The sequence below is a fragment of the Dyella sp. BiH032 genome (genome assembly GCF_031954525.1).
GTDB lineage: Bacteria > Pseudomonadota > Gammaproteobacteria > Xanthomonadales > Rhodanobacteraceae > Dyella_D.
Window position 1 is genome coordinate 4,921,315 of the sequence record NZ_CP134867.1, and the last position, 22,600, is coordinate 4,943,914.

The 22,600-nt window shown below is 67.3% G+C and carries 17 protein-coding genes; 6 read left to right on the forward strand and 11 right to left on the reverse strand.

Annotated elements, in window-relative coordinates:
* Nucleotides 1-64: 64 nt before the first annotated feature.
* Nucleotides 65-835, reverse strand: coding sequence for a YgjP-like metallopeptidase domain-containing protein (locus RKE25_RS21730; RefSeq protein ID WP_311840167.1), 771 nt, complete (start codon nt 833-835; stop codon nt 65-67).
* A gap of 256 nt (nt 836-1,091) precedes the next feature.
* Nucleotides 1,092-2,009, reverse strand: a complete 918-nt coding sequence (locus RKE25_RS21735) for a recombination-associated protein RdgC (RefSeq protein ID WP_311840168.1) — start codon at nt 2,007-2,009, stop codon at nt 1,092-1,094.
* Between the two features lie 458 nt (nt 2,010-2,467).
* Between RKE25_RS21735 and RKE25_RS21740 the strand changes: the two genes are divergently transcribed.
* On the forward strand, nt 2,468-5,506 hold the full coding sequence (locus tag RKE25_RS21740; RefSeq protein WP_311840169.1) for a TonB-dependent receptor plug domain-containing protein: 3,039 nt from the start codon (nt 2,468-2,470) through the stop codon (nt 5,504-5,506).
* A 60-nt stretch (nt 5,507-5,566) separates the two neighbouring features.
* On the opposite strand, the gene RKE25_RS21745 is transcribed toward RKE25_RS21740, so the two are convergent.
* Entirely contained in the window at nt 5,567-6,928 is a 1,362-nt protein-coding gene (locus RKE25_RS21745) for a DUF2252 family protein (RefSeq protein ID WP_311840170.1), read from the reverse strand.
* A gap of 101 nt (nt 6,929-7,029) precedes the next feature.
* Nucleotides 7,030-8,232 carry an amino acid aminotransferase gene (locus tag RKE25_RS21750; protein WP_311840171.1) on the reverse strand — a complete coding sequence of 401 codons (1,203 nt, stop codon included), beginning with the start codon at nt 8,230-8,232 and terminating at the stop codon, nt 7,030-7,032.
* A gap of 235 nt (nt 8,233-8,467) precedes the next feature.
* On the opposite strand from RKE25_RS21750, the gene RKE25_RS21755 reads away from it, so the two are divergent.
* Nucleotides 8,468-12,706, forward strand: coding sequence for a cytochrome P450 (locus tag RKE25_RS21755; protein WP_311840172.1), 4,239 nt, complete (start codon nt 8,468-8,470; stop codon nt 12,704-12,706).
* On the opposite strand, the gene ttcA is transcribed toward RKE25_RS21755, so the two are convergent.
* Complete coding sequence (gene ttcA, locus RKE25_RS21760) at nt 12,699-13,577, reverse strand: tRNA 2-thiocytidine(32) synthetase TtcA (RefSeq protein WP_311840173.1); 879 nt, start codon at nt 13,575-13,577, stop codon at nt 12,699-12,701. The two genes, RKE25_RS21755 and ttcA, sit on opposite strands and share 8 nt — an antisense overlap.
* A gap of 110 nt (nt 13,578-13,687) precedes the next feature.
* Between ttcA and RKE25_RS21765 the strand changes: the two genes are divergently transcribed.
* The 3 genes from RKE25_RS21765 to RKE25_RS21775 all read left to right on the forward strand — a co-directional run bounded on the left by RKE25_RS21765 (nt 13,688) and on the right by RKE25_RS21775 (nt 15,217).
* The gene (locus RKE25_RS21765) at nt 13,688-13,894 is read left to right on the forward strand and encodes a DUF465 domain-containing protein (RefSeq protein WP_311840174.1); all 207 of its coding nucleotides are present in this window, start codon (nt 13,688-13,690) and stop codon (nt 13,892-13,894) included.
* Between the two features lie 21 nt (nt 13,895-13,915).
* Nucleotides 13,916-14,512 (forward strand): GNAT family protein, encoded by a 597-nt coding sequence (locus RKE25_RS21770; RefSeq protein WP_311840175.1) that lies wholly within the window; start codon nt 13,916-13,918, stop codon nt 14,510-14,512.
* A gap of 99 nt (nt 14,513-14,611) precedes the next feature.
* Nucleotides 14,612-15,217 carry a YdcF family protein gene (locus tag RKE25_RS21775; RefSeq protein WP_311840176.1) on the forward strand — a complete coding sequence of 202 codons (606 nt, stop codon included), beginning with the start codon at nt 14,612-14,614 and terminating at the stop codon, nt 15,215-15,217.
* Nucleotides 15,218-15,364: 147 nt separating this feature from the next.
* Here the strand turns inward: RKE25_RS21775 and RKE25_RS21780 are convergent, their stop codons facing one another.
* From RKE25_RS21780 to RKE25_RS21805, 6 genes are all read right to left on the reverse strand, one after another.
* Nucleotides 15,365-17,110 (reverse strand): Zn-dependent hydrolase, encoded by a 1,746-nt coding sequence (locus RKE25_RS21780; RefSeq protein WP_311840177.1) that lies wholly within the window; start codon nt 17,108-17,110, stop codon nt 15,365-15,367.
* 80 nt (nt 17,111-17,190) lie between these two features.
* Entirely contained in the window at nt 17,191-18,396 is a 1,206-nt protein-coding gene (locus RKE25_RS21785; protein WP_311840178.1) for an ABC transporter permease, read from the reverse strand.
* Complete coding sequence (locus tag RKE25_RS21790; protein WP_311840179.1) at nt 18,393-19,127, reverse strand: ATP-binding cassette domain-containing protein; 735 nt, start codon at nt 19,125-19,127, stop codon at nt 18,393-18,395. Before RKE25_RS21790 ends, RKE25_RS21785 begins: the two co-directional genes overlap by 4 nt.
* Nucleotides 19,124-20,698, reverse strand: coding sequence for an alpha/beta hydrolase (locus RKE25_RS21795; protein WP_311840180.1), 1,575 nt, complete (start codon nt 20,696-20,698; stop codon nt 19,124-19,126). The genes RKE25_RS21790 and RKE25_RS21795 overlap by 4 nt, the downstream gene beginning before the upstream one ends.
* A gap of 56 nt (nt 20,699-20,754) precedes the next feature.
* Nucleotides 20,755-20,961, reverse strand: a complete 207-nt coding sequence (locus RKE25_RS21800) for a helix-turn-helix transcriptional regulator (protein ID WP_311840181.1) — start codon at nt 20,959-20,961, stop codon at nt 20,755-20,757.
* Complete coding sequence (locus tag RKE25_RS21805) at nt 20,961-21,569, reverse strand: hypothetical protein (protein WP_311840182.1); 609 nt, start codon at nt 21,567-21,569, stop codon at nt 20,961-20,963. The genes RKE25_RS21800 and RKE25_RS21805 overlap by 1 nt, the downstream gene beginning before the upstream one ends.
* Before the next feature lie 438 nt (nt 21,570-22,007).
* On the opposite strand from RKE25_RS21805, the gene RKE25_RS21810 reads away from it, so the two are divergent.
* Complete coding sequence (locus tag RKE25_RS21810) at nt 22,008-22,547, forward strand: fimbrial protein (protein WP_311840183.1); 540 nt, start codon at nt 22,008-22,010, stop codon at nt 22,545-22,547.
* The last annotated feature ends 53 nt before the right edge of the window (nt 22,548-22,600 follow it).

Here is a 22,600-nt window from a genome sequence, read left to right on the forward strand (position 1 = left end):
ACGTCATCGCTGCGATGTCGAGTGCATATACCCGGCGCTTTGAACGCAGGCGATCCGACGCTGCTCAGTCCGCCACGTCGGCGACGAGCCGATCCAGCTCGGCCTTGAGCATCGCCCCGTTCTGGCGCAGCCAGTCGCGCTGCTCGCGCCATTCGGGAAACAGGTTCTCCACCTGCGCCCAGAAGCGCGGCGCATGGCTACGCACTTTCAGGTGGCACAGCTCGTGCGCGAGCACGTAGCGCAGCGCCGCCGGCGGTGCGAGCGCCAACGCGAGATCGAGATTGATGCGGTCGCGGGTGTCGAGGCTGCCCCACAGGCTCTTCATCGGGCGGATACGCAAGGCGGTGGGCGCCAGCCCGAGCTGCGGCACGTAGCCGGCCATCCAGCGCGCGACGTCGCGGCGCATCAGCGTTTCGAAATAGGAAGCGAGCAGGCCGCGCGCCACAGGCAGTGCACGCGTATGCGGACGCGGGATCACCAGCGTGAGCCCGCCGTCGTACGGCTCCACTTTCGGATACGGCCCTTCGGCCCAGTCCAGTAGCGTGGTTTCGCCGCGCAGCGGGAATTCGGTGGCGTAGCCGAGGCGCAGCGGCGGCAGCGGCTTGGTGACGAGGTTCAATTCGTCCAGCTTCTTTTCCAGCCAGTCGACATGGCTGCGCAGGAACGCGCTGACCTGGGCCGGATGTGTGCCATGCGGATACGACACGCGCGCACCCTTCGGCGTGACGGTGAGGCGCAAGCGTCGTGCGCGCGGGTGCGCCGACTTGAGCACGCGGATCGTTCCGCCGCTCGTGGTCGCCAGTTCCAGCCAATCGCCTTCCAGATGCTGCGCCATCGGTACTACCCCGTCTTACCGCCTATTCTTCGCTCGCACGCCCTGTGCCGCCATTCTCCGCTCGCCAATGTGGGGAGAGCATGCAGGCTATGCAAGACGGCCGGGTGACGTCGGGACGGGGGGCGTTGCCCGCCGCGGAGCCGGGAGAAACCGGGTAAAACCCTGGCTGGGAGCCCGCTCATGAAACGGGCCGCGACATGGCGCGGCCCGCGGGGCAAAACCTCGAAACTGCCGAAGGTACGTTCAGCTGGCGTGCTCAGCCATCCGCCGGTCGAGGCAGGCCGAACCATTCTTCCAGCTTGTTCAGCAAACGCTCCAGCTCCAGGGTCAGCAGGGCGAACCGAGCGTCCATCTCGGCGGCGGAGTCCTGGTAGCTGTCGCCGAGCTCGTCCAGCACCACGTCCAGGAACTTCAGCTTGCGGACCACCAGGTCCTCGCCCAGCACGAAGCTCATGCGGTCGTCGAACACCAGGCCCAGCTGAAAGACCTGCTTGCCGTTGCGCAGGTGTTCCTTCACTTCCTCGCTGTCCAGCTCCTGGCGGCGGCAGCGCGCGATGGCGCCGGTGGCGGTGGCGGGGTCGCGCAGTTCGCATTCGTCGCCCAGGGCCAGGCCGCCCGGCAGGTTGCCGGTCGCCAGCCAGTCGGTCATCAGCACGCGCGGGCCCTCCTCGGGTGCCAGCGGCACGGCGGGGAAGCTGCCCAGCGCCTCGCGCATCTGGGTGAGGGCGTTCTCGGCGGATTTGCGGCTGGAGCTGTCCAGCACCAGCCAGCCGTGGCGCTTGTCCACGTAGGCGGACAGGCGCGAGCTGCGCACGAAGGCGCGCGGCAGCAGCTCGGTGAGCAGGTCTTCCTTGAGGCGCTTGCGCTCGCGGCCGCCGACCTTGCGGCCTTCCTCCTCGGCGATCTTCTGCACTTTGCGCTGCAGCTCGTCATTGACCACGGCGGCCGGCAGGAGCTTGTCCTCGCTGCCCACGGTGACCAGGGTGCAGGCGTTAACCGCGTGGGTGAGAGGCGCTTCCTCGCCCCGCCCCACGGGCGGCACGAAGCCCTTGGTGCCCATTTCCAGCGGACCGCACGGGCGCAGGCGGTGCTCGGCCAGGGCTTCGTCGAGTCGGTTGAGGTCTTCGGCAACGGCGGGAGAAAAGCGGAACAGCGTCAGATTGCGGAAAAACATAGAAGGGGATCGGATTCCAGGCGGTCTGGCGGCCCCGGATCGGGGCGCACGAAACGACCATCATACCGGATGGGGCCGCACCACCCCTCGCTCATGCCGCCCGGGTGATATCGACATGCCTGCCCGTCGCCGGTGTGCGGCGGCGCACATCCGGTGCCATACCGCATCGCGCCGTGCCGCCCCGTGGCGCAGCGGATTCGTTTTGGACATCTATACATCCAAAAAAATATTCGCTATAACGGGGTCGCATGTCGCATCGCAACATCCAGGGAGAGTGTTGCCTGGCCATGCTTCGGCGATGACCACCGGCCGCGTCAGCGGCTTCCGGTAGCCTCGCGACGACCATCCATCGGATTGCATACGCAACATCAGGCACATGCGGAAACGCAGGGTTTGCCGCGGCGCGTCATGCCCGCGCGAAGCCCGTGCGCCGCCCTCGAAGGGGAGAGCACGACGCAATGACGAACGGCAAACCGGCAATCAAACAGCTACTGGCGCTGGCTATCGGCCTGGGCCTCGCGGGCGGCGCGCTGGCGCAGGCGACCACCGGCAGCATCTTCGGCCAGGTCGACGCCACGCAGGGCGACAGCGTGCAGATCAAGAGCAGTACGGGACTCACGCGCGAAGTCCCGGTGGACGAGAAAGGGCGCTACAGCGCCGGGCAACTGCCGCTGGGCACCTATACCGTGACGCTGCAGCGGCAGGGCCAGGCCGTAGAGACGCGCGACGGCATCGCCATCAAGGTGGGCGCGGGAACCGAAGTGTCCTTCGCCGGCGCGGTCGCGGCGAAGAACCTGAGCGGCGTGAGCGTCACTGCCAATGCCCTGCCGGCGATCGACGTGTCCAGCGTGGACTCGCGCACCGTCGTCACCGCGGACCAGCTCGCCAAGGTGCCGCTCGGCCGCAGCTCCGAAGCCATCGCCCTGCTCGCGCCCGGCGTGGTGAACAACGGCGGCAGCTTCAAGGGCCCCACCGGGCAATCGCTGGTCAGCTTCGGCGGTTCGTCGGCGAGCGAGAACGCGTACTACATCAACGGCTTTGCCACCACCGATCCGCTGCGCGGCTTCGGCGGCCTCAGCCTCCCCTACGGCGCGATCGACCAGCAGGAGGTCTACACCGGCGGCTACAGCGCGATGTACGGCCGCTCCGACGGCGGCGTGATCAACGTGGTGGGCAAGCGCGGCACCAACCAGTGGCACTTCGGCGCGCAGGTGCTGTGGGAACCGGCCTTCGCCCGCGCCGGCCAGCGCGACCGAAGCTACGCCAACGGCCTGCCCGCCACGCCGGTGGCCGGCAACCTCTACGCGCCGGACAGCAAGGATCGCGAGTGGACCACCACGGTCAGCGCCTACGCCGGCGGCCCGCTGGTGAAGGACAAGCTGTTCCTGTTCGTCGCCGGGGAATACGAACGGCAGGAAGGCAACACGGTGAACCCCGTCAGCGGCTTCCTCTCGGGCAAGCCCTACGTGGCCTATCGCCAGAATGACCCGCGCTGGTACGCGAAGGTCGACTGGAACATCACGGACAACCACATCCTCGAAGTCACCGGCGCGTCCGACAAGTACAACTCCTCCGGCACGGTCTACCGCTATGACTACGTCAACCGCGCGCAAGGCACGCGCATTGGCGCGGACGACAACATCAAGGCCGGCGGCGACGTGTACACCGCCAAGTACACTGGCTACCTCACCGACGCGCTCACGCTCACCGCGCAGTACGGCCGCATGAAGACGTCCGACTACGATGCGCCGGGCGGCTACGACCCGAGCCTCACCTACGTCGACGGCGTCACCAACCAGAACCCTGCGCTCAACGGCGGCGTCGGTCGCGGCAACAGCCAGACCATCGTCTCGCTGTTCGATCCCGGCCGCGGCAACCGCACCACCAATACGCGCATCGATCTGACCTACAAGCTCGGCGATCACACCATCAGCGCCGGTATCGACAACCAGACCTCCAAGGCGATCAACCAGGGATCGGCCAGCTCGGGCCCCGGCTATTACTGGAGCTACGGCCAGGGCGATCCGAACACGCCGATCTCCACCGGCCTGGGCGTGCCGGCCACCGGCGGCTTCCCCAACGGTGCCGAGGGCTACTACGTGGTGAAGAACGTCGCCTCCAGCCTGGCCACCGTGCGTTCCAGCCAGCGTGCGCAGTACATCGAAGACAAGTGGCAGCTCACCGAGCGCTGGCTGCTGTCGATCGGCCTGCGCAACGACCAGTTCCGCAACTACAACAGCGACGGCCAGCCGTACATCACCCAGCACAAGCCGCAGTGGGCGCCACGCCTGGGCTTCTCGTGGGACGTGAACGGCGACTCCAGCTTCAAGGTCTACGGCAATGCAGGGCGCTACTACCTGGGCCTGCCACTGAATCCGTCGCTCAACGCCGCGGGCGCGTACGTCAGCACCTCGCAGTACTTCACCTACAGCGGCATCGCAGCGGACGGCACACCCACCGGGCTCACGCAGATGTCTGTGCCGGTGTCGGCGAACAACGCCTTCGGCGTGCTGCCCGATCCGCGGACGGTGAGCGCACAGGGGCTGAAGTCCGAATACCAGGACGAATTCATCCTGGGCTTCACCAAGACCCTGGGCAGCGACTGGGTCTACGGCGCCAAGCTGACGCAGCGCGTTCTGCGCAACGCGATCGACGATTACTGCGATATCGACTTGGTGCTGGCCAAGGCCAAGTCGCTGGGCCACGACGTCACCACCGACAGCAATCCGGTGAGCTGCTGGCTGTTCAATCCCGGCAAGGCCAACACCTTTACCTTGGTGGATACCTCCGGCAACTACGTGAGCGTGCCGCTCAGCAACGCCGAGTTCGGCTTCCCGCGCCTGAAGCGCCGCTACTACGGCCTGGAAAGCTTCCTGGAGCATCCCTTCGACGGCCGCTGGTACGGCAAGCTGACCTACGTGTTCTCGCGCAGCTACGGCAACACCGAGGGCCAGTTGCGTTCGGACCTGTACCGCGAGTCGCGCGGCACCGGCCAGACCGCCGTGTCGACCACGCAGGACTGGGACAACTCCTGGATCATGGCGTACACCAACGGCGCGCAGAACAACGACCACAAGCACCAGATCAAGCTCTTCGGCTACTACCAGATCACGCCCGAGTGGCTGGCCTCCGCCAATCTCAGCCTGATCTCGGGCGCGCCCAAGCCCTGCCTGGGCTACTACGGCACGGACCGCACCGATCCGGCCGGCTACGGCAACAGCTACCACTTCTGCCTGGGCGAGCCTTCGCCGCCCGGCAGCCAGGGCCGCCTGCCGTGGATCCGGCAGATCGACCTGGGCGTGAGCTATCGCCCGGCCTTCGCGGCGAGCCGGCTGGCCTTCAGCGCGAACGTGTTCAACGTGCTCAACGAACAGCGGGTGCTGGCGATCTTCCCGAACGCGGAATCCTCGCCGAACAAGGCCAACCCGCTGTACGGGACGCCGACGTCGCGCCAGTTGCCGCGCTATGTGCGGTTGAGCGTGAGCTACGACTACTGAGTCATGCAGCAAGAGGGCGGCGACGTTGCCGCCCTCTTCCGTCCGCCCGGCGATGGCGCCTCAGTACAGCGGCGTCCCCGCGCCGTAGGCGCCGACGAAGGATTGCCAGTCGAGCTCCACCTGATCGGCGTAGCCGAAGGCGAACGCCGAGATCTCCGAGGCCAGCCCGCTCGTGCTGGTCACCGCATTGCTGACCTGCTTGTCGATGCTGTAGCCGACGATGGCGCTGTCGTAATCCTGGTCGGCAAGCGCGTGGGCCGAAGCCAGGGCCTGGCCGAGATATGTGGCGGCCGTGCTCAGCTTCCCGGCGCTGGTCAGCTGGGTGGCATCGAAGTCTTCCGCGTAAGGAGACTTCTCATGGACGTAGTACGCCAGGCCGCCGATCGTGGCGTAGCCGATCAACATATCGGCGTTCAAGGTCTGCGCCTTCGCCGTCATCGCCACGCGCTGGCCTTCGTGATAGCCGTAGTCGGCTGCCGGGAGCTGTCCGGCAGCTGCGCCCGCCACGGCGCTGGCGACTTCCTGCTTGGCTTCCAGGATCACGTCGTCCGACGCAGACGTGGAAGGCCCTTCGACCAGAATGTAGTAGCGCAGCTTGCCCAGGCTGCCGATGCCCGAACCCAGCTTCTGGCGGATGTCTTTCACCTGGTAGTAGCTCGCGGCGTAGCGCTTGGACGTGGCGATGCTCGCCACGTAGCCGCTCATCGCGGCGACGATGTTGCCGTAGGTGGTGCTGTCGACCGCGGCCAGCTTGCCGGCGATGGTCTGGAAGCTGCGCGTGCTGCCATTGAGTTGCGTGTATTTGGCCAGCAGGTCGGCGCGAGTGTCGGTCTTCGACGCGTCGATCGTGTCCTGCACCACGCCGGAGGTATTGCCGCTCTTGAGCTGGAAGCTGGACTCGGCGCTGCTGCCGGCGAAGTCGTTCATCTTGTCGACGTAGGCGCCGACCATGCCCTTGATCGCGCTGCCGATGTCGCTGTCGGCCAGGCCATTCTCCCGGCCGGCCAGCACCATGCCGGTGGCGAGGCGGCGCAGGTCCCATACGTACTGGCCCAGATAGCCTTCGTCGAAGTCGTCCGCGGTGAACACCGTATTGCCGCCACTGTCCTTCCACGCACCGAAGTTGCCGACGTGCGCGTCGCCGCCGATCCAGGTATAGCCGGTCTGCGCGGTGGCGTAGCTGGAAGCGGGTAGCGTGCGCATGTCCTGGTAGAAGAGCTGCGCGGTGCCGCGGTAGAAGTTGGAAGCGCTGGCCGCCATCGTCGACATCTTGGTGGCGAGCTCCGCATGGTCCGTGACGGCGAGCGGATGATTGCTGGCGTAAACCTGCGCCACGACCCAGCTGGTCCGCGAGGTGGCGGCGTGCGCGACGGACGCGCACAGCAGGCTGGCGGCGGACAGGACGACCCACGCTTTCTTCATGGCTGCTTTCCCCGGGCAAGAAAAAGGCGCGGCGGATGCCGCGCCTTGCTGGCGGATCGGGATTCAAGCAACCGGGGATGACGGTGGCGTGACGCCCGGGCTCAGCCCTTGCTGACGGCCGCCACGGCCGCCGCCACGGTTTCCAGGTTGGAACGATTGAGCGCCGCCACGCAAATGCGGCCGGTGCCGATCGCATAGATGGCGTACTCCTCGCGCAGGCGATCCACCTGGGCCTTGCTCAGGCCGGAGTAGGAGAACATGCCCGCCTGCTGCTGGATGAAGCCGAACTGCGGCGCGCCATGCGCGGCGAGCTTCTCCACCATGCCGGCGCGCATCGCGTGGATGCGTTCGCGCATCTCGCCCAGTTCCTGTTCCCACATCGCGCGCAGCTCGGGGCTGTTGAGCACGCCGGCCACCAGGGCGCCGCCGTGAGTGGCGGGGCTGGAGTAGATCGAGCGGATCACACGCTTGACCAGCGACTGCACGCGCAGCGCCTCGTCGCGATCGGCGGCAACGAAGGACAGCGCGCCGGCGCGCTCGCCGTACAGCGAGAACGACTTGGCGTACGAGCTGGTCACCACGAAGGATTCGATGCCCGAAGCGGCGAACAGGCGCACCGCGGTGGCGTCCGCGTCGATGCCCTGGTCGAAGCCCTGGTAGGCCATGTCGATGAAGGGCAGCAGGTTGCGCTCCTTCACCAGCTCGGCCACCTGCTGCCATTGCTCGGCGTTGAGATCCACGCCGGTGGGGTTGTGGCAGCAGGCGTGCAGCAGCACGACGGTGCCCGGTTCCAGCTTGCCGAGGTCCGCCAGCATGCCGGCGAAATCCAGGCCGTGCGTCTGCGGGTCGTAGTAGGTGTACTCCACCACCTCGAAGCCGGCGGCGAGGAACACCACGCGATGGTTTTCCCAGCTCGGGCTGCTGATGGCGATCTTCGCCTTGGGCAGCGCCTTCTTCAGCGTGTCCGCGCCCACGCGCAGCGCGCCGCTGCCGCCGATAGTCTGCGAAGTGGCGACGCGACCCGCCGCCAGCAGCGGCGACTCGGGGCCGAACACCAGCTTCTGCGTGGCCTGGGTGTAGGCGGGCAGGCCGTCGATCGGCAGGTAGCCGCGCGGTTTCGCTTCCTGCGCCAGGCGCTGCTCCACTTCGCGCACGGCGCGCAACAGCGGGATCCGTCCCTGTTCGTCGTAGTAGATGCCTACGCCAAGATTGACCTTGCCCGGGCGCGTATCGGCGACATAGGCCTCGGTGAGCCCCAGGATCGGATCGCCCGGGGTCATTTCAACGGATGCAAAGTGCGACACAGCAGGAACTCGCGATTGGCTGGGGAGAAGAGTGGGGCTGGCGGGATGTTCGGCCGGCCGAGCCGATCCACTATAGCAGCGGGCGCCCGCAGCAGCAGCGTTTGGCCATCCACCCGGCGAAAGCCGCGAGCCGCCAGGACGCGCCGAAGCCTCCCCTTTGGACGCTCACGAATTCTCTGCGCGGACGCCGCTAAGGTCGCGCCGATCGAAGGATGGGTTCGATGGGGAGAAGGCGATGGACGGCGTTTTCATTTCCCTGCATACATGCCTGGACCGGCAGGCGGCCATAGCACCGGACCGAGAGCTGTTCAGCTTCATCCACGGCTCGGGGGAGAAGGCAGACCGACTGACCTGTGCGCAACTGACCGCGCGCGCAAAAGCGCTTGCGCAGGCGCTGCTCGATGCCGGCGGCAAAGGCCAGCGCATCCTGCTGCTGTTCACTCCCGGCCTGGATTTCGTCGTCGCCTTCTACGCCTGCCTGTACGCGGGCGCGGTCGCCGTCCCGGCCTATCCGCCCGACCCTTCGAACCTGCAGCGGACCTTGCCGCGCCTCAAAGCGGTGGTCACGGATTCGACCGCCAGCCTGATCGTCACGAGCCGGCAGATCCTGGCGTTCAAGGACTATCTCTCCCGCCTGGTGCCGGAGCTGGCCGTGCCGGCATGGCTGGATGCGGAAGCGGAAGTGGGCGATACGTCCGCTGACCTGGCTCCGTCATTCCCTTCGCCGGACGATCTGGCGCTGATCCAGTACACCTCCGGCTCCACGGCGGCGCCCAAAGGCGTGATGGTCAGCCATGGCAACCTGATGGCGAACATGCGCATGTTCCAGCGCGCCGGCCGGCTGACGCCGGATTCGAGAATCTTTTCCTGGCTGCCGACCTATCACGACCTGGGCCTGATGTGCGGCGTCATGTTGCCGGTCGGCGCTGGCTGCACGGCGCAGCTCGCCTCGCCCTTGGACTTCCTGAAACGGCCGGCGCTCTGGCTCGATGCCATCCACCGCGAACGCATCACGCATACCTGCGCGCCCAACTTCGCGCTCGACCTGGCCTCGCGCAAGGCTGCGGACGCGGGCGCCGGCTGGCAGCTCGACTGCCTGCAACTGTGTCTGGTCGGCGCCGAACCGGTCCGCCTCGCTTCGCTTGAACGGTTCGCCACCACCTTCGCGCCGCAGGGACTGCGTCGCGAAGTGCTGCTGCCCGGCTATGGCCTCGCGGAAGCGGTCGTGGGCGTTTGCTCGACCCCGTTTGCCGAGGGCTGGCACGTCGTTTCCGCCGACACCGAAGCGCTTGCGCGCAACCGCTTCGAGCCCGTGGCGCAGCAAGCATCGCGGTCCATCCCCATCGTCTCCAGCGGCGTGCCTTGCGAAGGCGTGCGCGTCGCCATCGTCGACCCGGCGACGCGCCGCGAATGCGCTGCCGGGGACATTGGCGAAATCTGGATCGAGGGGCCGCATGTCGCGCAAGGCTATTGGGGCATGGAGCAGGCGGACGAAAGCCCGTTCCGGGGCACCATGGAGGGTAGCGAAAGCGACACCTGGCTGCGCAGCGGCGACCTCGGTTTCATCGAGCGCGGGCACATCTACGTGACGGGGCGCATCAAGGACCTGATCGTCGCACGCGGCGCCAACCACTATCCGCAGGACATCGAACACACCGTCGAACAGGCCCACCCATCGGTACGGCCGGGCGCGGTGATCGCGTTCGCTATCGAGCAAACCGGCGAAGAAGCGCTGGCGGTCGTTGCGGAGATCGCGCCTCCTGCCGAGGAGACCGTGGTCGTGGATATCGTCCGCGCCATCCAGGCCCAGGTGCTGCAGGTGCATGGACTGGCCGTCGCTTCCGTCGCCCTGATCAAACCCCGCAGCATCGACAAGACATCGAGCGGCAAGCTTGCCCGGCGGGCCTGCAAGGCGCGCTTCCTCGGCGGCCACCTCGATGCTTATTTCCAGGGAAGCCTTCCGCGCGCACCGGCCCGCGCGGAGGACACCCCGACCGCATCGGCGCCAACACCCGCTCCTACGGCGATGGCAGCGGCAAGAGCGGCGACGGTGGATGAAGCGCTGCGCCACCTGGTCAGTGAACTGACCTCCGTACCGATTGGCGATCTCGCCCCGCATACCCGGCTGGCCGAGATCGGGATGGACTCCTTGCTGGCGGCCGAACTGGCCAGCGTTCTGGAACGTCGCCTGGATCGGGAACTGAGCGTGGTGGATGTGATGCGCTCGACCACGCTGGCCGCGCTGCAGGACGCCATCGACGCCGCGCCGCGCCGGTCGTCGGAAGACGGGCCGCCACAGGCGGCGCGACTGCGCCATGCCAGGCCGCTGGAGCCGCTGACGCTGTCAGCGCCGCTTTTCGTGGTCGGCGGGCTCTTCGGCAGCGTCGCCTATCTGCTCTCGCTGGCCCGCGCCCTCGGCACGGATCGGCCTTGCATCGCGTTCCAGGCTGCCGGGATAGACGCTACCGAGCCGCCCCTGGGTTCGGTCGAGGAAATGGCGCGGCGCTATATCGGCGAGTTGAAGGCGATCCAGCCGACCGGCCCCTACCATCTCGCCGGCCACTCGTTCGGCGGGCTGGTAGCCTTCGACATGGCCAGGCAGCTCACCGAGCAGGGCGACGAGGTCGCCGACTTGCTGCTGCTCGACACCACGACCGTCGGCGGCCCGGGGCCGTCCGATATGCCCGCCGATGTCATGGCGCTGTACGAGCTGGCCTATGTCGCGCACCGCTTCACCGGGCGCGCCATGCCAGGCGGATCGGTGGACGCGCTGGCCGGGCTGGATGCACAAACGCAGCGCACCCTGCTCGCGGACGAGCTGCGCGGAAACGCGGGGAATGCGCTCGCCGGCGATTCGCTCGACGCCCTGGTCCGCGTGCATATGGCGAGCTTCGACGCGATGGTGGCTTACGAGCCCCGGTATTACACGGGACCGGTCGTGCTGTTCCGCGCACTTGGCGGTTTTCCCAGGCACGCCGTCCATCCTGCGCGTCGCCTGGAGCATCGCTTCGACGAGCGAACCATGGGCTGGGACCGGCATTGTCCGCGTTTGTCGATCGTGGAGGTTCCCGGCGATCACTACGCCATGGTGCTTGCGCCCCACGCGCAGACCCTCGCCGAGGCGATGAACGCCCGCCTGCGTCCGACGCGCTATGAACTGACGCTCACCCGGCTGGCTGGCCGGCCCCTGGCGAAGGGCGAGGGACGTGCGTTCGCCGCCACGCACGACAGCATCGTGTTCCATCCCGAACACGACGATTTCATCGAAGACCCTTATCCCATCCTCCGGCAGCTGCGGGCTCGCGAGCCGGTCTACCGCATGACGGACGCATCCACCGGCGCGTCCGTGTGGTGGCTGACGCGCCATGCCGACGTCTCGGCCGCGCTGCGCGACAAGCGGCTTCTGCTGGATGGCCGCCATCTCCTGGGCGAAAGCACGCCTTCCGAGAAGAGCGGGGTGGTGACGATCATTTTCCAGCTCATCCGGCAGCGCTCCGGTCCTGCCGCGGACTTCATCAACCAGGCCATGCTTTTCATCGACGGCGAGGCGCACCGACGCCTGCGCCATCTGATGAATCCCTTGTTCGACGCGGCGTCGGTGCGGCGCTGGCAAGCTTCCATCGATGAGCGGACGAACTATCTCGCCCGGCGTCTGCGCGATGCCGACCAGCCGGACATCATGCGGGATTTCGCCCTGGGCCTGCCCAGGCACGTGATGTTCGGCATGCTGGGTATTTCCGTTCGCGACGCGGAAGCGCTGGACGCGCTGGCGGGCGATGCCTTCCGCATCATCGAGGCGACCGCATTCGCCGGCGACCCCACCCGGGCCGAAAAAGCCATCGCCACGGTCATGGACTACCTGCGCGCCCACGTCGCCGAACGCCGCCGCACGCCGGCACGCGACGATCTGCTGGGGCATCTGCTGGACGTGCGTGCGAATGGCGACCGCCTGTCGGACGAAGATCTCGCGGCGAACTGCTCGCTACTGCTGCTTGCGGGCACCGAAGTGCTGTCCTATGCGATCGGCAACGGCGTGCTCGCGCTGCTCAGGCATCCGGACCAGCACGAACGCTTGCGTCGCCAGCCCGAGCTGGTGGATTCGGCCATCGAGGAGCTGCTGCGGTACGACGGCCCCATGCGCACGAACATCCGCGTCGCGGCCGAAGATCTAACGATTGGCGACCGGCTCGTGCGCCGCGGCGAACCGGTCGTGCTCGACCTGGGTGCGGCCAATCGCGATCCGGCCATGTTTCCGCATCCCGACCGGCTCGATCTCGCGCGGCCGATCCGGCAGCTCACCGCATTCGGCCAGGGCGTGCATTACTGCCTGGGCGCGCCGCTGGCCAGGCTGCAGATGCGCAGCGCGCTACTGGCGCTGTGCCAGCTTCGCTTCGAACGAGTTCCCGGCCAGCTGGTCTGGGAAAAGAGCAGCGTCGTGCGCCGCCTGCAACGGTTCGGCGTCCGTTTCAGCTGAGCGCGGCTTCGTCATCGGCGGGCGCACCGGCTAGCCATTGGTGCGCGTCCGCGCGGGCCGCGCCTTCGCGCGAGCCGAGCGAGGCGAAATCGAACAGGTGGCGGTCGGCCAGCTGGGAAGGCGCCACCGAACCGAGCGCGCGGAACATAGTTTCGCTGCGGCCCGGATACTGCTTTTCCCAATCCTCCAGCATGCGCTTGACCACCTTGCGCTGCAGGTTCTCCTGCGAGCCGCACAGGTTGCACGGGATGATCGGGAACTGCCGCTGCCCGGCGTATTCGGCGATGTCGCTTTCCTTGCAGTACGCCAGCGGGCGAATCACCACGTGGCGTCCATCGTCCGAGCGCAGCTTCGGCGGCATCGCCTTCAGGCTGGCCTGATAGAACAGGTTGAGGAAGAACGTGCCGAGGATGTCGTCGCGATGGTGGCCTAGCGCGATCTTGGTGATGCCGTTGGCCGCCGCCCAGGTGTACAGCGCGCCGCGCCGCAGGCGCGAGCACAGGCTGCACATGGTCTTCCCTTCCGGAATCACGCGCGTGACGGTGCTGTAGGTGTCCTGCTCGATGATGTGGAACGGCACGCCGCGCGCGGTGAGGTAGTCCGGCAGCACGTGTTCCGGGAAGCCAGGCTGCTTCTGGTCCAGGTTCACCGCGATCAGCTCGAAATGCACCGGCGCCTTGGCCTGCAGGGACAGCAGGACGTCCAGCAACGTGTACGAATCCTTGCCGCCGGAGAGGCAGACCATCACCTTGTCGCCCTCTTCGATCATGTTGAAGTCGGCGATGGCCTGGCCGACCTGGTGACGCAGGCGCTTGGCCAGCTTGGCGGCCTCGTACTGCTGCTTGCGATGGGCGTCGGGCTGGACGGACATAGGCATGGATCGTGCGTAACGCGGGAAGGCCGGCCATTGTAGCGGCCCGCGCCGCCCGGGGTCCGGCGGGGTTACACTCGGCTACCGTCCTTCTTCCGTCGCCGCCGCCCATGCAGGTCCAGGATCCCGCCGAGATTGCCCACTTGCTGGCCGAACTGCGCGTGGAGCACCGCGACCTGGACGTGGCCATCGAGGCTCTTTCCAGCGCCATCGGCCGCGACGAGCTGCAGCTGACCCGCATGAAGAAGCGCAAATTGTTGCTGAAAGACGCCATCGCCCGCCTGGAAAGCAAGCTGATCCCCGATCTCGACGCCTGACGCGTCCCCGCCGGAATGCCCATGCCCACGCTGGAACCGACCCGCCTGGAGGACAGTCACGTCCTCCTCGAACCCTTGTGCCCCGAACACGCCCCCGACCTGGAGGCCGCTGCGGCCGACGGCGAGCTGTGGAAGCTCTGGTTTACCAGCGCGCCCGCGCCCGGCCAGGCCGCCGCCTATATCGAGGCGGCGCTGGCCGGCCAGGCCAAGGGTGCGATGCTGCCGTTCGCCGTCCGCGAGAAAACCAGCGGCGAGATCGTGGGCACCACCCGCTATTACGACTTCGCGCCCGAACTGCCGCGCATCGCCATCGGCTACACCTGGTACGCCAAGCGCTGGCAGAAAAGCCACCTCAACACCGCCTGTAAGCGCCTGCTGCTGGGGCATGCCTTCGACGCGCTCGGCTGCGTCGCGGTGGAGTTCCACACCGACGGCCGCAACCAGGATTCGCAGCGCGCGATCGAGCGGCTCGGCGCGCACCGCGACGGCGTGCTGCGCGCCCACAAGCGGCGCCCGGATGGCAGTCTTCGCGACACGGTGTGCTACAGCATCCTCGCCTCGGAGTGGCCCGACGTCTCGCGATGGCTGGCGATGCGGCAGGAGCGGCTCGCCTCCTGACCGGCGGCGCCCGCGGGCGGCCTCGGGCTCGCCCGCATGCCGCCACGCGGCCCGCGCATGCTCGCGGCTTTCCGCCACGGCATGCCGTTTCGCATGGACATGCGCACCCGCCTCTCCCTCTCCCGTCGTCGCCGCCGCCTGCGCTTCATGCTGCGCCTTGGCGGCTTCGGCTTGCTGCTGTGGATGATCTGCGCGCTTGCCATCGCCGTTGCCGGCCTGAACACCCGGCCGGCGCGCACGGCTGACCTGGCGCTGGTCCTCGGCAACACGGTCGGCCCTGGCAATCGCCCCCTGCCCCGCCTGCGCGTCCGGCTTGAAGCGGCGCTGGCGCTATACCGGCAAGGCGGTTGCCGCACGATCATGGTCAGCGGCGGAGTAGAAGCGGATGGCCGCGACGAGGCGGCTGGCATGGAGCGGTGGCTGGTCGAGCATGGCGTGCCCGCCGGCGCCATCGTCGAAGATCCGCATGGCGACAACACCCGCGCCTCGGCGCGCCACGCGCGGGACTGGCTGGCCGCGCACGGGCAGCGCAGCGTGGTGGTGGTGTCGCAGTACTTCCATTTGCCGCGGGCGCGGCTGGCGGTGCGGCAGGAGGGATTGGTGGATGCCGGCGGGATCTATGCGCGGCAGCTGTTCCTGCGCGATGCGTATTCGAGCCTGCGGGAAGTGCTGGGGTATGTCGCGTATGGGATGAGGCTTGCGTGATGCACGGCCGTCTTCGGGTGAGGAGGAGCGCCTTCGACAGAAGCGGTGGTGAAAGGCAGCGCACGGGTGTTGGTTTCCCGCTTCTCCGCTCCGTAGGTCCCCTCACCCCAACCCTCTCCCCGGAGGGGAGAGGGAGTCGGAGTGCGGTTACTTGGTAGGCTGCGGCAGGCCCAGCACGTCCAGGCCCTGCTCGAACACGACGTCGACCGGGATCTTCGCGCCTTCCAGCTTCTTCAGGTCGCCGGCCAATTCGGCGTCGACGTTGCCCATCCCATCCGTGAGCTGTTTGGCCGCGTCGTAGTCGCCATCGCCCTGGATGGTCAGCAGCTTGGCGGACAGCGCATTCATCGCCGCAGTCATCTTGTCGAAGTCCACGCGATAGCGGCCGGTGGTGGCGTCGCGGCTGAAAGCACCCTGCTGCTTGAAGAAATTGAAGCGCACCATGTTCGCCTTCGCATGCGCGTCGCTCGCGCCGAAGCGCACCGAGCGCAGGATGCCGGCCAGGAAGGTGACGTAGTTGTCCATCAGCTTGGCTTTGTCCAGCTCGCCCTTCTCGGCCAGCTTGGTAACCATGTACAGGCCGAGGATGTCGGCCTTGCCTTCCTCGAAGCTCGACGCCTGGTCCTTCAGCGCACCGCGCACCAGGCCCTTGCCGGTGAGCGTGTTCTTGATGCCGAGACCATGCGCCACTTCGTGGAACATGGTGTTCTCGAAGAACGCATCGAAGGTGAGGTGCGACTGCTGGTCGGCGGCGATCAACTCCTTCGCGATCGGCAGCATGATCTTGTCGAACTTCGCCTGCATCACGTTCTCCAGCTGCAGGCGGCGCGTACCCTTCTTGAGCTGGACTTCTTCGTCGTTGGGCAGGTTGATGGCGATGGTCTTGGCGCCGACGTTGGCATCGCCCGCGTAGTACACAGCAAAGTAGGCATTGAGATCGGCGTCGGAGCCGGGCTTCTCGGCCTTGTACTTCGCATCCACCGGCAGCTCGCGCTGCAGTTCCGGCAGGTATTTCACGAAGCGTGCGAGCTTCTCGCTCCAGGCCTGGTCCTTCACCAGCACATAGCTTTCGTAGCTGGCCTTGTAGCCGAACAGCTGGTCTTCGTAGGTTTCGATCGGGCCGATCACGATGTCGACCGGGTTCTTCTTCATCGCCATCCAGGCGAAGTCGCTCTTGCGGTATTCGTCGCTGAGCAGCGCGTCGGCGCGCAGCTTCAGGTAGTCGGCGAAATCCTTGTCGGCGGAAAGCCCGGCCGCCTCGCGCAGCAGGCCGGCGGCCTTCTCGAGATCCGCCTTGTAGGCCTCATGGAACGGCAAGGTCGCCAGCTTGCCCTGCGCATCGCGGCGCAACAGGGTGTAGAGCGATGCCTTGTCCTTCAGGTCGGCCTGCTCGAACTCGTCCTTGCTCATGTCCGCCGGATAGAACTGCACGCCCGGCGGGCGCGGACCGACGCCGGCGACGAAGGGCTGATCCTCGTGCAGGCGGTCCCAGGGGCCGTAGTTGATCTCGGCGTAGCGGTGCGTTTCCTCGTCGGGGATGCGCTTCATCAGCGCGTCCTTGTCGCCCCAGGATTGCTGCCAGTACAGGCTGTTGGTGACGTCCGCGGCCTGCACCAGCAGGGCGATCATGCGCTTGTGCTTGTCGTCGAAGCCCGACAGGTCGGCGCTTAGCTTCACCGTCGCGTAGTCGCCCATGCGCTGCTTCGCCAGATCCGCATCGGTGGACGGCGGCGCCGGTTGCGTGGGCGCGGCGGAAGCGGACGCCGCCGGCTTCGGTTCCGCTGGCGCGGCGGCTTCCTGATGGGAGGAACCGCAGCCGGCGAGGGCGGCGGCGAGGCTCAGGGCGAGCAGGCGATGGCGCATGGGGTCTTCCTCGTTTACGGAAGGCGCCATGTTATATGCCCCGGGGGTATATGGCCTGGGGCTATATGGCCCCGGGGCCGCCACGTCCCCGGAGCCACGCCACCGGTGCGTCAGCCGGAAATCGCCAGTCGCTCCGAGCGGTACAAGTGCGCCGTGATCAGCGTGGCGGCCAGCGCCGCGGCCAGCGTTCCGCCCAGACAGAACAACACCTGCTGCGGTGCCACGCCATCGCCGCGCAGTGCGCCCATCACACCCAGGTGCTGGCCCAGCAGGGGCACGGCGTACATCCAGGCCTTGGCTTTGATCGGGAACACCGACATCAGCAGGCTCGGCACGATCGGCACGAACATCAGCAGCGACACGTACATCTGCGCCTCGCGGTAGCTCTTGGCGAAGGCCGCCACCAGCGTCTGCAAGGCGGCGGTGAGCATCACCAGCGGCAGCATCAGCAAAAACACGGTGCCGGCGAACCGCAAGCCGAGGTTCAACTCCATGCCGAGCTTGTCCACCGGCACGAACGGCCCCAGCACCGCGAAGGCGGCCAACGTAATCACCAGGCTGGCGCAGGAGAAGGTGCAGATCGCTGCCAGCTTCCCCGCCAGGATCTTCCAGCGCGGCACCGGGTTGGCGAACAGCGGCTCCAGCGATTGCCGTTCGCGCTCGCCGGCGGTCAGGTCGATCGCCAAGTACATGCCACCCAGGAAGATGGTGACCACGAAGAAGTACGGCAGCATGTTGAACATCAGTACGCCGCGCGCCTGTGCCGTGGCCTGGTCGCGCCGCGCCACGCTGATCGGCCACGCCGTGCCGGGCGAGAGTCCGCGCGCCACCAGGCGCATCGCGCCCTGCTGCCGGGCATAGCCTTCCACGATCTTGCTCACGCGCTCCACCGCGGTGTTGGCATCGCGCTGCGAGGAATCGAAGATCACCTCCACCTGTACCACTTCGCCCTTGCGCCAGGCCTGGGCGTAGTCGTCGCCGATGCGTACCACTACGTCGGTGTCCTGCCGCCGCACGGCCTGTTCGGGGTTGGCAATGGCCGGTTGCGGCACGATGCCGCCGGCCTTCAGCGCATCGACCAGGTTGGGCGCGCGCTCTGCGCCGATCACCGGCACTTTCAGCGGTTGCTCGGCCTTGTCCAGTTCGCGGTTGAGGATGGAACCGAGCAGCAGCGAGAAGATCAGCGGCCCCACCAGGGGCCCGGTGAGCAGGGCGGTGACGATGGTGCGGCGGTCGCGCAGGTTTTCGCGCACCTCCTTCAGGAACACGGTGAGAAACGCGCTGGCGCGCTTGGCCTTGACGGTCGTGGCGTTCATGCGGCGAGGCCCTCCTCGCTGCCGATGATCTTCACGAAGGCATCCTCCAGGTTCGCCGCACCGGTCTGCTCGCGCAGCGCCTGCGGGGATTCGTCGGCCACCACGCGGCCGTGCGCGATCACCACGATGCGATCGCACAGCGCCGCGACCTCCTGCATGATGTGGCTGGAAAACAGCACGCAGCGCCCCTCCGCCTTGAGCTTCAGCATGAACTGGCGCAACGCGCGCGTGGCCATCACGTCCAGACCGTTGGTGGGTTCGTCCAGGATCACATTGCGCGGATCGTGGATCAGCGCGCGGGCGATCGCGGTCTTGACGCGCTGGCCCTGCGAGAAACCTTCGGTGCGGCGATCGGCGAATTCCTCCATCTCCAGTGCCTGGACCAGCGCTTCGCGGCGCGGCGCCAGTTCGTTCTCCGGCAGGCCGTGCAGGCGCGCGAAGTAGTCGATGTTCTCGCGCGCCGTAAGCCGCTTGTACAGGCCGCGCGCATCGGGCAGCACGCCGAGTTGGCGGCGCACGGCGAGCGGATCGGCGGCGGCGTCGATGCCGTCGACCAGGATCTGGCCGCGGTCCGGTTTCATCAGCGTGTACAGCATGCGCAGCGTGGTGGTCTTGCCGGCGCCGTTGGGGCCGAGCAGGCCGGTGATCTGGCCGTCGCGGGCGGAGAAGCCCACGCCGTCGACAGCCTTCACCTCGCCGAATGCCTTGTGCAGGTCCTTGACTTCGATCATGGCGAAGCTCCGTTGAAATCGATGAACATGGGCGTGGCGCGCAGGCGGTCCAGGCACTTGGCGTCGAGCTTCGCCGGTGCCAGGTCTTCCACGAAATGCTTGACCAGCTCCGGCGCGCAGCCGGCCGCGATGACGTTGTGGCCCTGCCCCTTGAGCACGAAATGGCGCGCGTTGGAGAGCCCCTTGAGTACTTCGTCGCCGTAGGCAGGCGGCGTGACCGGGTCGTATTCGCCGGAGAACAGCAGGGTGGGCTTGTCGCTCTTGATGGGCTGATGGAAATCGGCCGGCCGCGTGCCCTTCGGCCACACCGAACAGACGGCCTGCAAGGTGTCGACCATGCGCGTGCCGAGCATGGAATGCGCATCCTGCGGACGCGGCGTGAACAGGTCGGCGTCCTCGCTGCAGATGACCGAGGACTGCATGCCGCCGTTCATCGTGTCGGAGAGATCGCCCGAGAGCAGCTTGGCCTGCCCCAGCAGCGGGCCGACGTCCCCATGCGCGGCCGCGTCGATCGACACCGGCAGCAGCGCGGCCGTCACCGGCGAATAGGCGAACATGCGCACCACGCTGGCCAGCGAGTACTCGCTGAGCACGCGCTGCACCGACTGGTAGTTCTGCGGATCACGGAAGCTGACCTTGTGCGGGTTGGCGCGCAGCGCGTCGCGCAGCTGGTAAAGCGTCTGGTATGGATCGCCGAAGCGCTCGTGGCAGGCCTTGTCCGCCACGCAGCGCGCGAACTGCGCCTTGAGCGCGTGCTCCAGGTTCTGCGCGAAGTCTTCGCCCAGCACCAGGGCGTTGGGCACCACGCCATCGAGCACCACGCTGCGCACCGCGTCAGGATGACGCATCAGGTATTGCTGCGCCATGCGCGTGCCGTAGGAGACGCCGACCAGGTCGAAGGTCGGCGCGCCGAGTGCCTGGCGCACGTCTTCCAGGTCTTGCACCGCCACGGTGGTGGTGTAGAAGCGCGGGTCGGCCTTGCCCTCCAGTTCCTTGACGCAATGCGCGGCTTCATCGCGCAGCCTGGCCGCGTCGAAACCGCCTTCGTCGTCGCCGGCCTTGGCTTCTTCCGGCTTGCAGGTGAGCGGATTGGAGCCGCCCGTGCCGCGCTGGTCGAGCAGCAGTACGTGGCGATGCGCCAGCAACGGCTGCAGCGCGGACGCGACGCCGGGCCAGCTTTCCGTCGCGGCTTGGCCGGGCCCGCCGGCGAGCAGCACCAGCATGTCCTTGCTCGCCACCTGCGCGCCGCTGCGGATGATGCCGAGCTTGAGCTTGATCTTGCGGCTGTGCGGATCGTCGCGGTTTTCCGGTACCTCGAACGGCGCGCACCACGCCGCGGTCGAAAGCCCGCTGTTCGGCTGCCCCAGCTCGCAGGGCGTCAGCGTGAGCGAGCCCAGTGTCCAGGTTTCCGGCTTGGCCGGTGCGCTCGGCGCGGCGGCCGTGGCGGATGCGTCGGCGGCGGCGTTGTCCTCGCTGCGATCGCCGCGCGCGTGGAACTGGTTCCACGCCAGCGCCCCCAGCCCCAGTGCGACGGCGGCGATGCGCACTACGGTGCGTCCCTTGATAGCCATGTGCTTGCGTACCCCTCGATCGTGAGCCTCGCGGCCCGTCTTTCCCCGTGATGCTTTCAGGTCCCCGCCTCGCCGTCCGGCCGGAAGATCGCCTCGATCGGCTGCTCGAACAACCGCGCGATCTTGAAGGCCAGCGGCAGGCTGGGGTCGTATTTGCCGGTCTCGATGGCGTTGACCGTCTGGCGCGAGACGTCCAGCCGTGCGGCCAGATCGGCCTGCGACCAGGCGCGCTCCGCGCGCAGTTCGCGTACCCGGTTCTCCATCAGTCGCGATAGCGCCGCTTGGCCCACGCAAGGGTCGGGCCGTAGACGCACATCAGTGCGGGAAACACCAGCAGCAGCGCCGTGCCGTCCAGCGCGATCACCTTGGCGGCGGCGAGGAAACCCGTGGCCACGCTAACCACGGCCACCACACCGGCGGCGAACGCCAGCGCCTGCAAGTGCAGGCGCTGCATGAACTCGTCGCTGGCCATGACGTAGCGAAACAGCGAGAACGCCATCGCGGCGACCGGCAGCGCGGGCAGCAAGGCGATCAGTCCCTTGAGCCAGAGCGCACCGACGGTCCTGTGCAAGGGCCAGGCGAACAACATGATGGCGAAGTACACCGCCATCGCCGGCACGAACTCGGCGAGGTAGCGGCGATCCTCCCGCCGCATCTCGCCCTCCGCCTCGACGCAGGCGGCCGCGCGCGACACGTACGCCAGTACCCAGGTCAGCCCGATCAGCAGGACTAGGCCCAGGAGCCGTAGGCCGAGGCCCGGCGCCTGCAGCGTCGCCGCCAGGGTGACGAAGTAGCCGCCCATGACCAGCGCCAGCGCCGCGCGCCGTCCCCAGGCCGGCCAGGCGGCCATGCGCTTGGTCAGACGCTCCATGCTCCCCTCCATGCTTAGCCCCCCTTTAGGCGCCCGCCGTGTCAAGCGAGCTTGACATGATGCTAGGCGCGCCCCTGCCCCGTGTCAAGCATGCTTGACAAGCCCCCATGGAAACCGTGGCCATCGGGTCAGATTTGTTAAGCACGGCAGCCACTTGGACGCCCTTGGTCACTTTTTGACGCTATGGGACCTCGACATCTTTTTGACGCGGCTTAACGAGAGAGACGTAAATTCCGTGAGACACTTCTCAAAACTAAGTGAGAACTAGGTCACGTTTTTTGGCATGGCTTCTGCATGAGGCCGCTCGCCATCGAGGAAGGGCTCCGGCAGCGCCCGTCTCCTCGACGACAAGACGCAGGGGGACGAGACACCAAGCCCGCGTCCGGAACGCAACGAATCTGCCGTACCCACCCAAAACCGTTTAAGGACTAAGGCCCGATGAGCAAGAACGTCATTGCCACCGCCCTGATCGCCGCCCTGGGCTTCGCCGCCCTGGCCCCGAATCAGGCTTCCGCCGCCGACGGCACCATCAACATCACCGGCTCGGTCAACGCCTCCACCTGCAAGATCAATGGCGGCAACAGCCCGGCCACCGTCAACGTGGCCCTCCCGACCGTGTCCACCACGTCGCTGAGCGCCTCCGGCCAGACCGCCGGCCGCACCGCCTTCGCGCTGAACCTGACTAACTGCGGTTCCCTGACCAAGGCCCAGACCTTCTTCGAGCCGGGCCCGACCATCATGGCCGACGGCAACCTGAAGAACGCCTCGGGCACCGCCACCGGCGTGGAAGTGCAGCTGCTCAACAGCGACTTCACCACGATCAACCTGGCCGGCACGGCCTCCACGCAGTCCTCGCAGCAGGCCACGCTGACCAGCGGCGCCGGTTCCCTGAACTACTACGCGCAGTACTTCGCGACCGCCGCCGCCGGCGCCGGTACCGTGAGCACCAGCGTGCAGTTCACGATGCTGTACCAGTAAGACCCGCGGCAACGCGGTGTTGTAAGAGGCAAGTCCGCGCCGGAACCCCGAGC

Bases quoted from the DNA above. Each gene is read 5' to 3' on its own strand.
- RKE25_RS21745 (WP_311840170.1), bottom strand. From the start codon at position 6,928: ATGAAGAAAGCGTGGGTCGTCCTGTCCGCCGCCAGCCTGCTGTGCGCG.
- RKE25_RS21805 (WP_311840182.1), bottom strand. From the start codon at position 21,569: ATGGAGCGTCTGACCAAGCGCATGGCCGCCTGGCCGGCCTGGGGACGG.
- RKE25_RS21770 (WP_311840175.1), top strand. From the start codon at position 13,916: ATGCCCACGCTGGAACCGACCCGCCTGGAGGACAGTCACGTCCTCCTC.
- RKE25_RS21775 (WP_311840176.1), top strand. From the start codon at position 14,612: ATGCGCACCCGCCTCTCCCTCTCCCGTCGTCGCCGCCGCCTGCGCTTC.
- RKE25_RS21755 (WP_311840172.1), top strand. From the start codon at position 8,468: ATGGACGGCGTTTTCATTTCCCTGCATACATGCCTGGACCGGCAGGCG.
- RKE25_RS21800 (WP_311840181.1), bottom strand. From the start codon at position 20,961: ATGGAGAACCGGGTACGCGAACTGCGCGCGGAGCGCGCCTGGTCGCAG.
- RKE25_RS21780 (WP_311840177.1), bottom strand. From the start codon at position 17,110: ATGGCGCCTTCCGTAAACGAGGAAGACCCCATGCGCCATCGCCTGCTC.
- RKE25_RS21730 (WP_311840167.1), bottom strand. From the start codon at position 835: ATGGCGCAGCATCTGGAAGGCGATTGGCTGGAACTGGCGACCACGAGC.
- RKE25_RS21795 (WP_311840180.1), bottom strand. From the start codon at position 20,698: ATGGCTATCAAGGGACGCACCGTAGTGCGCATCGCCGCCGTCGCACTG.
- RKE25_RS21810 (WP_311840183.1), top strand. From the start codon at position 22,008: ATGAGCAAGAACGTCATTGCCACCGCCCTGATCGCCGCCCTGGGCTTC.
- RKE25_RS21740 (WP_311840169.1), top strand. From the start codon at position 2,468: ATGACGAACGGCAAACCGGCAATCAAACAGCTACTGGCGCTGGCTATC.
- RKE25_RS21790 (WP_311840179.1), bottom strand. From the start codon at position 19,127: ATGATCGAAGTCAAGGACCTGCACAAGGCATTCGGCGAGGTGAAGGCT.
- RKE25_RS21765 (WP_311840174.1), top strand. From the start codon at position 13,688: ATGCAGGTCCAGGATCCCGCCGAGATTGCCCACTTGCTGGCCGAACTG.
- RKE25_RS21735 (WP_311840168.1), bottom strand. From the start codon at position 2,009: ATGTTTTTCCGCAATCTGACGCTGTTCCGCTTTTCTCCCGCCGTTGCC.
- RKE25_RS21785 (WP_311840178.1), bottom strand. From the start codon at position 18,396: ATGAACGCCACGACCGTCAAGGCCAAGCGCGCCAGCGCGTTTCTCACC.
- ttcA (WP_311840173.1), bottom strand. From the start codon at position 13,577: ATGTCCGTCCAGCCCGACGCCCATCGCAAGCAGCAGTACGAGGCCGCC.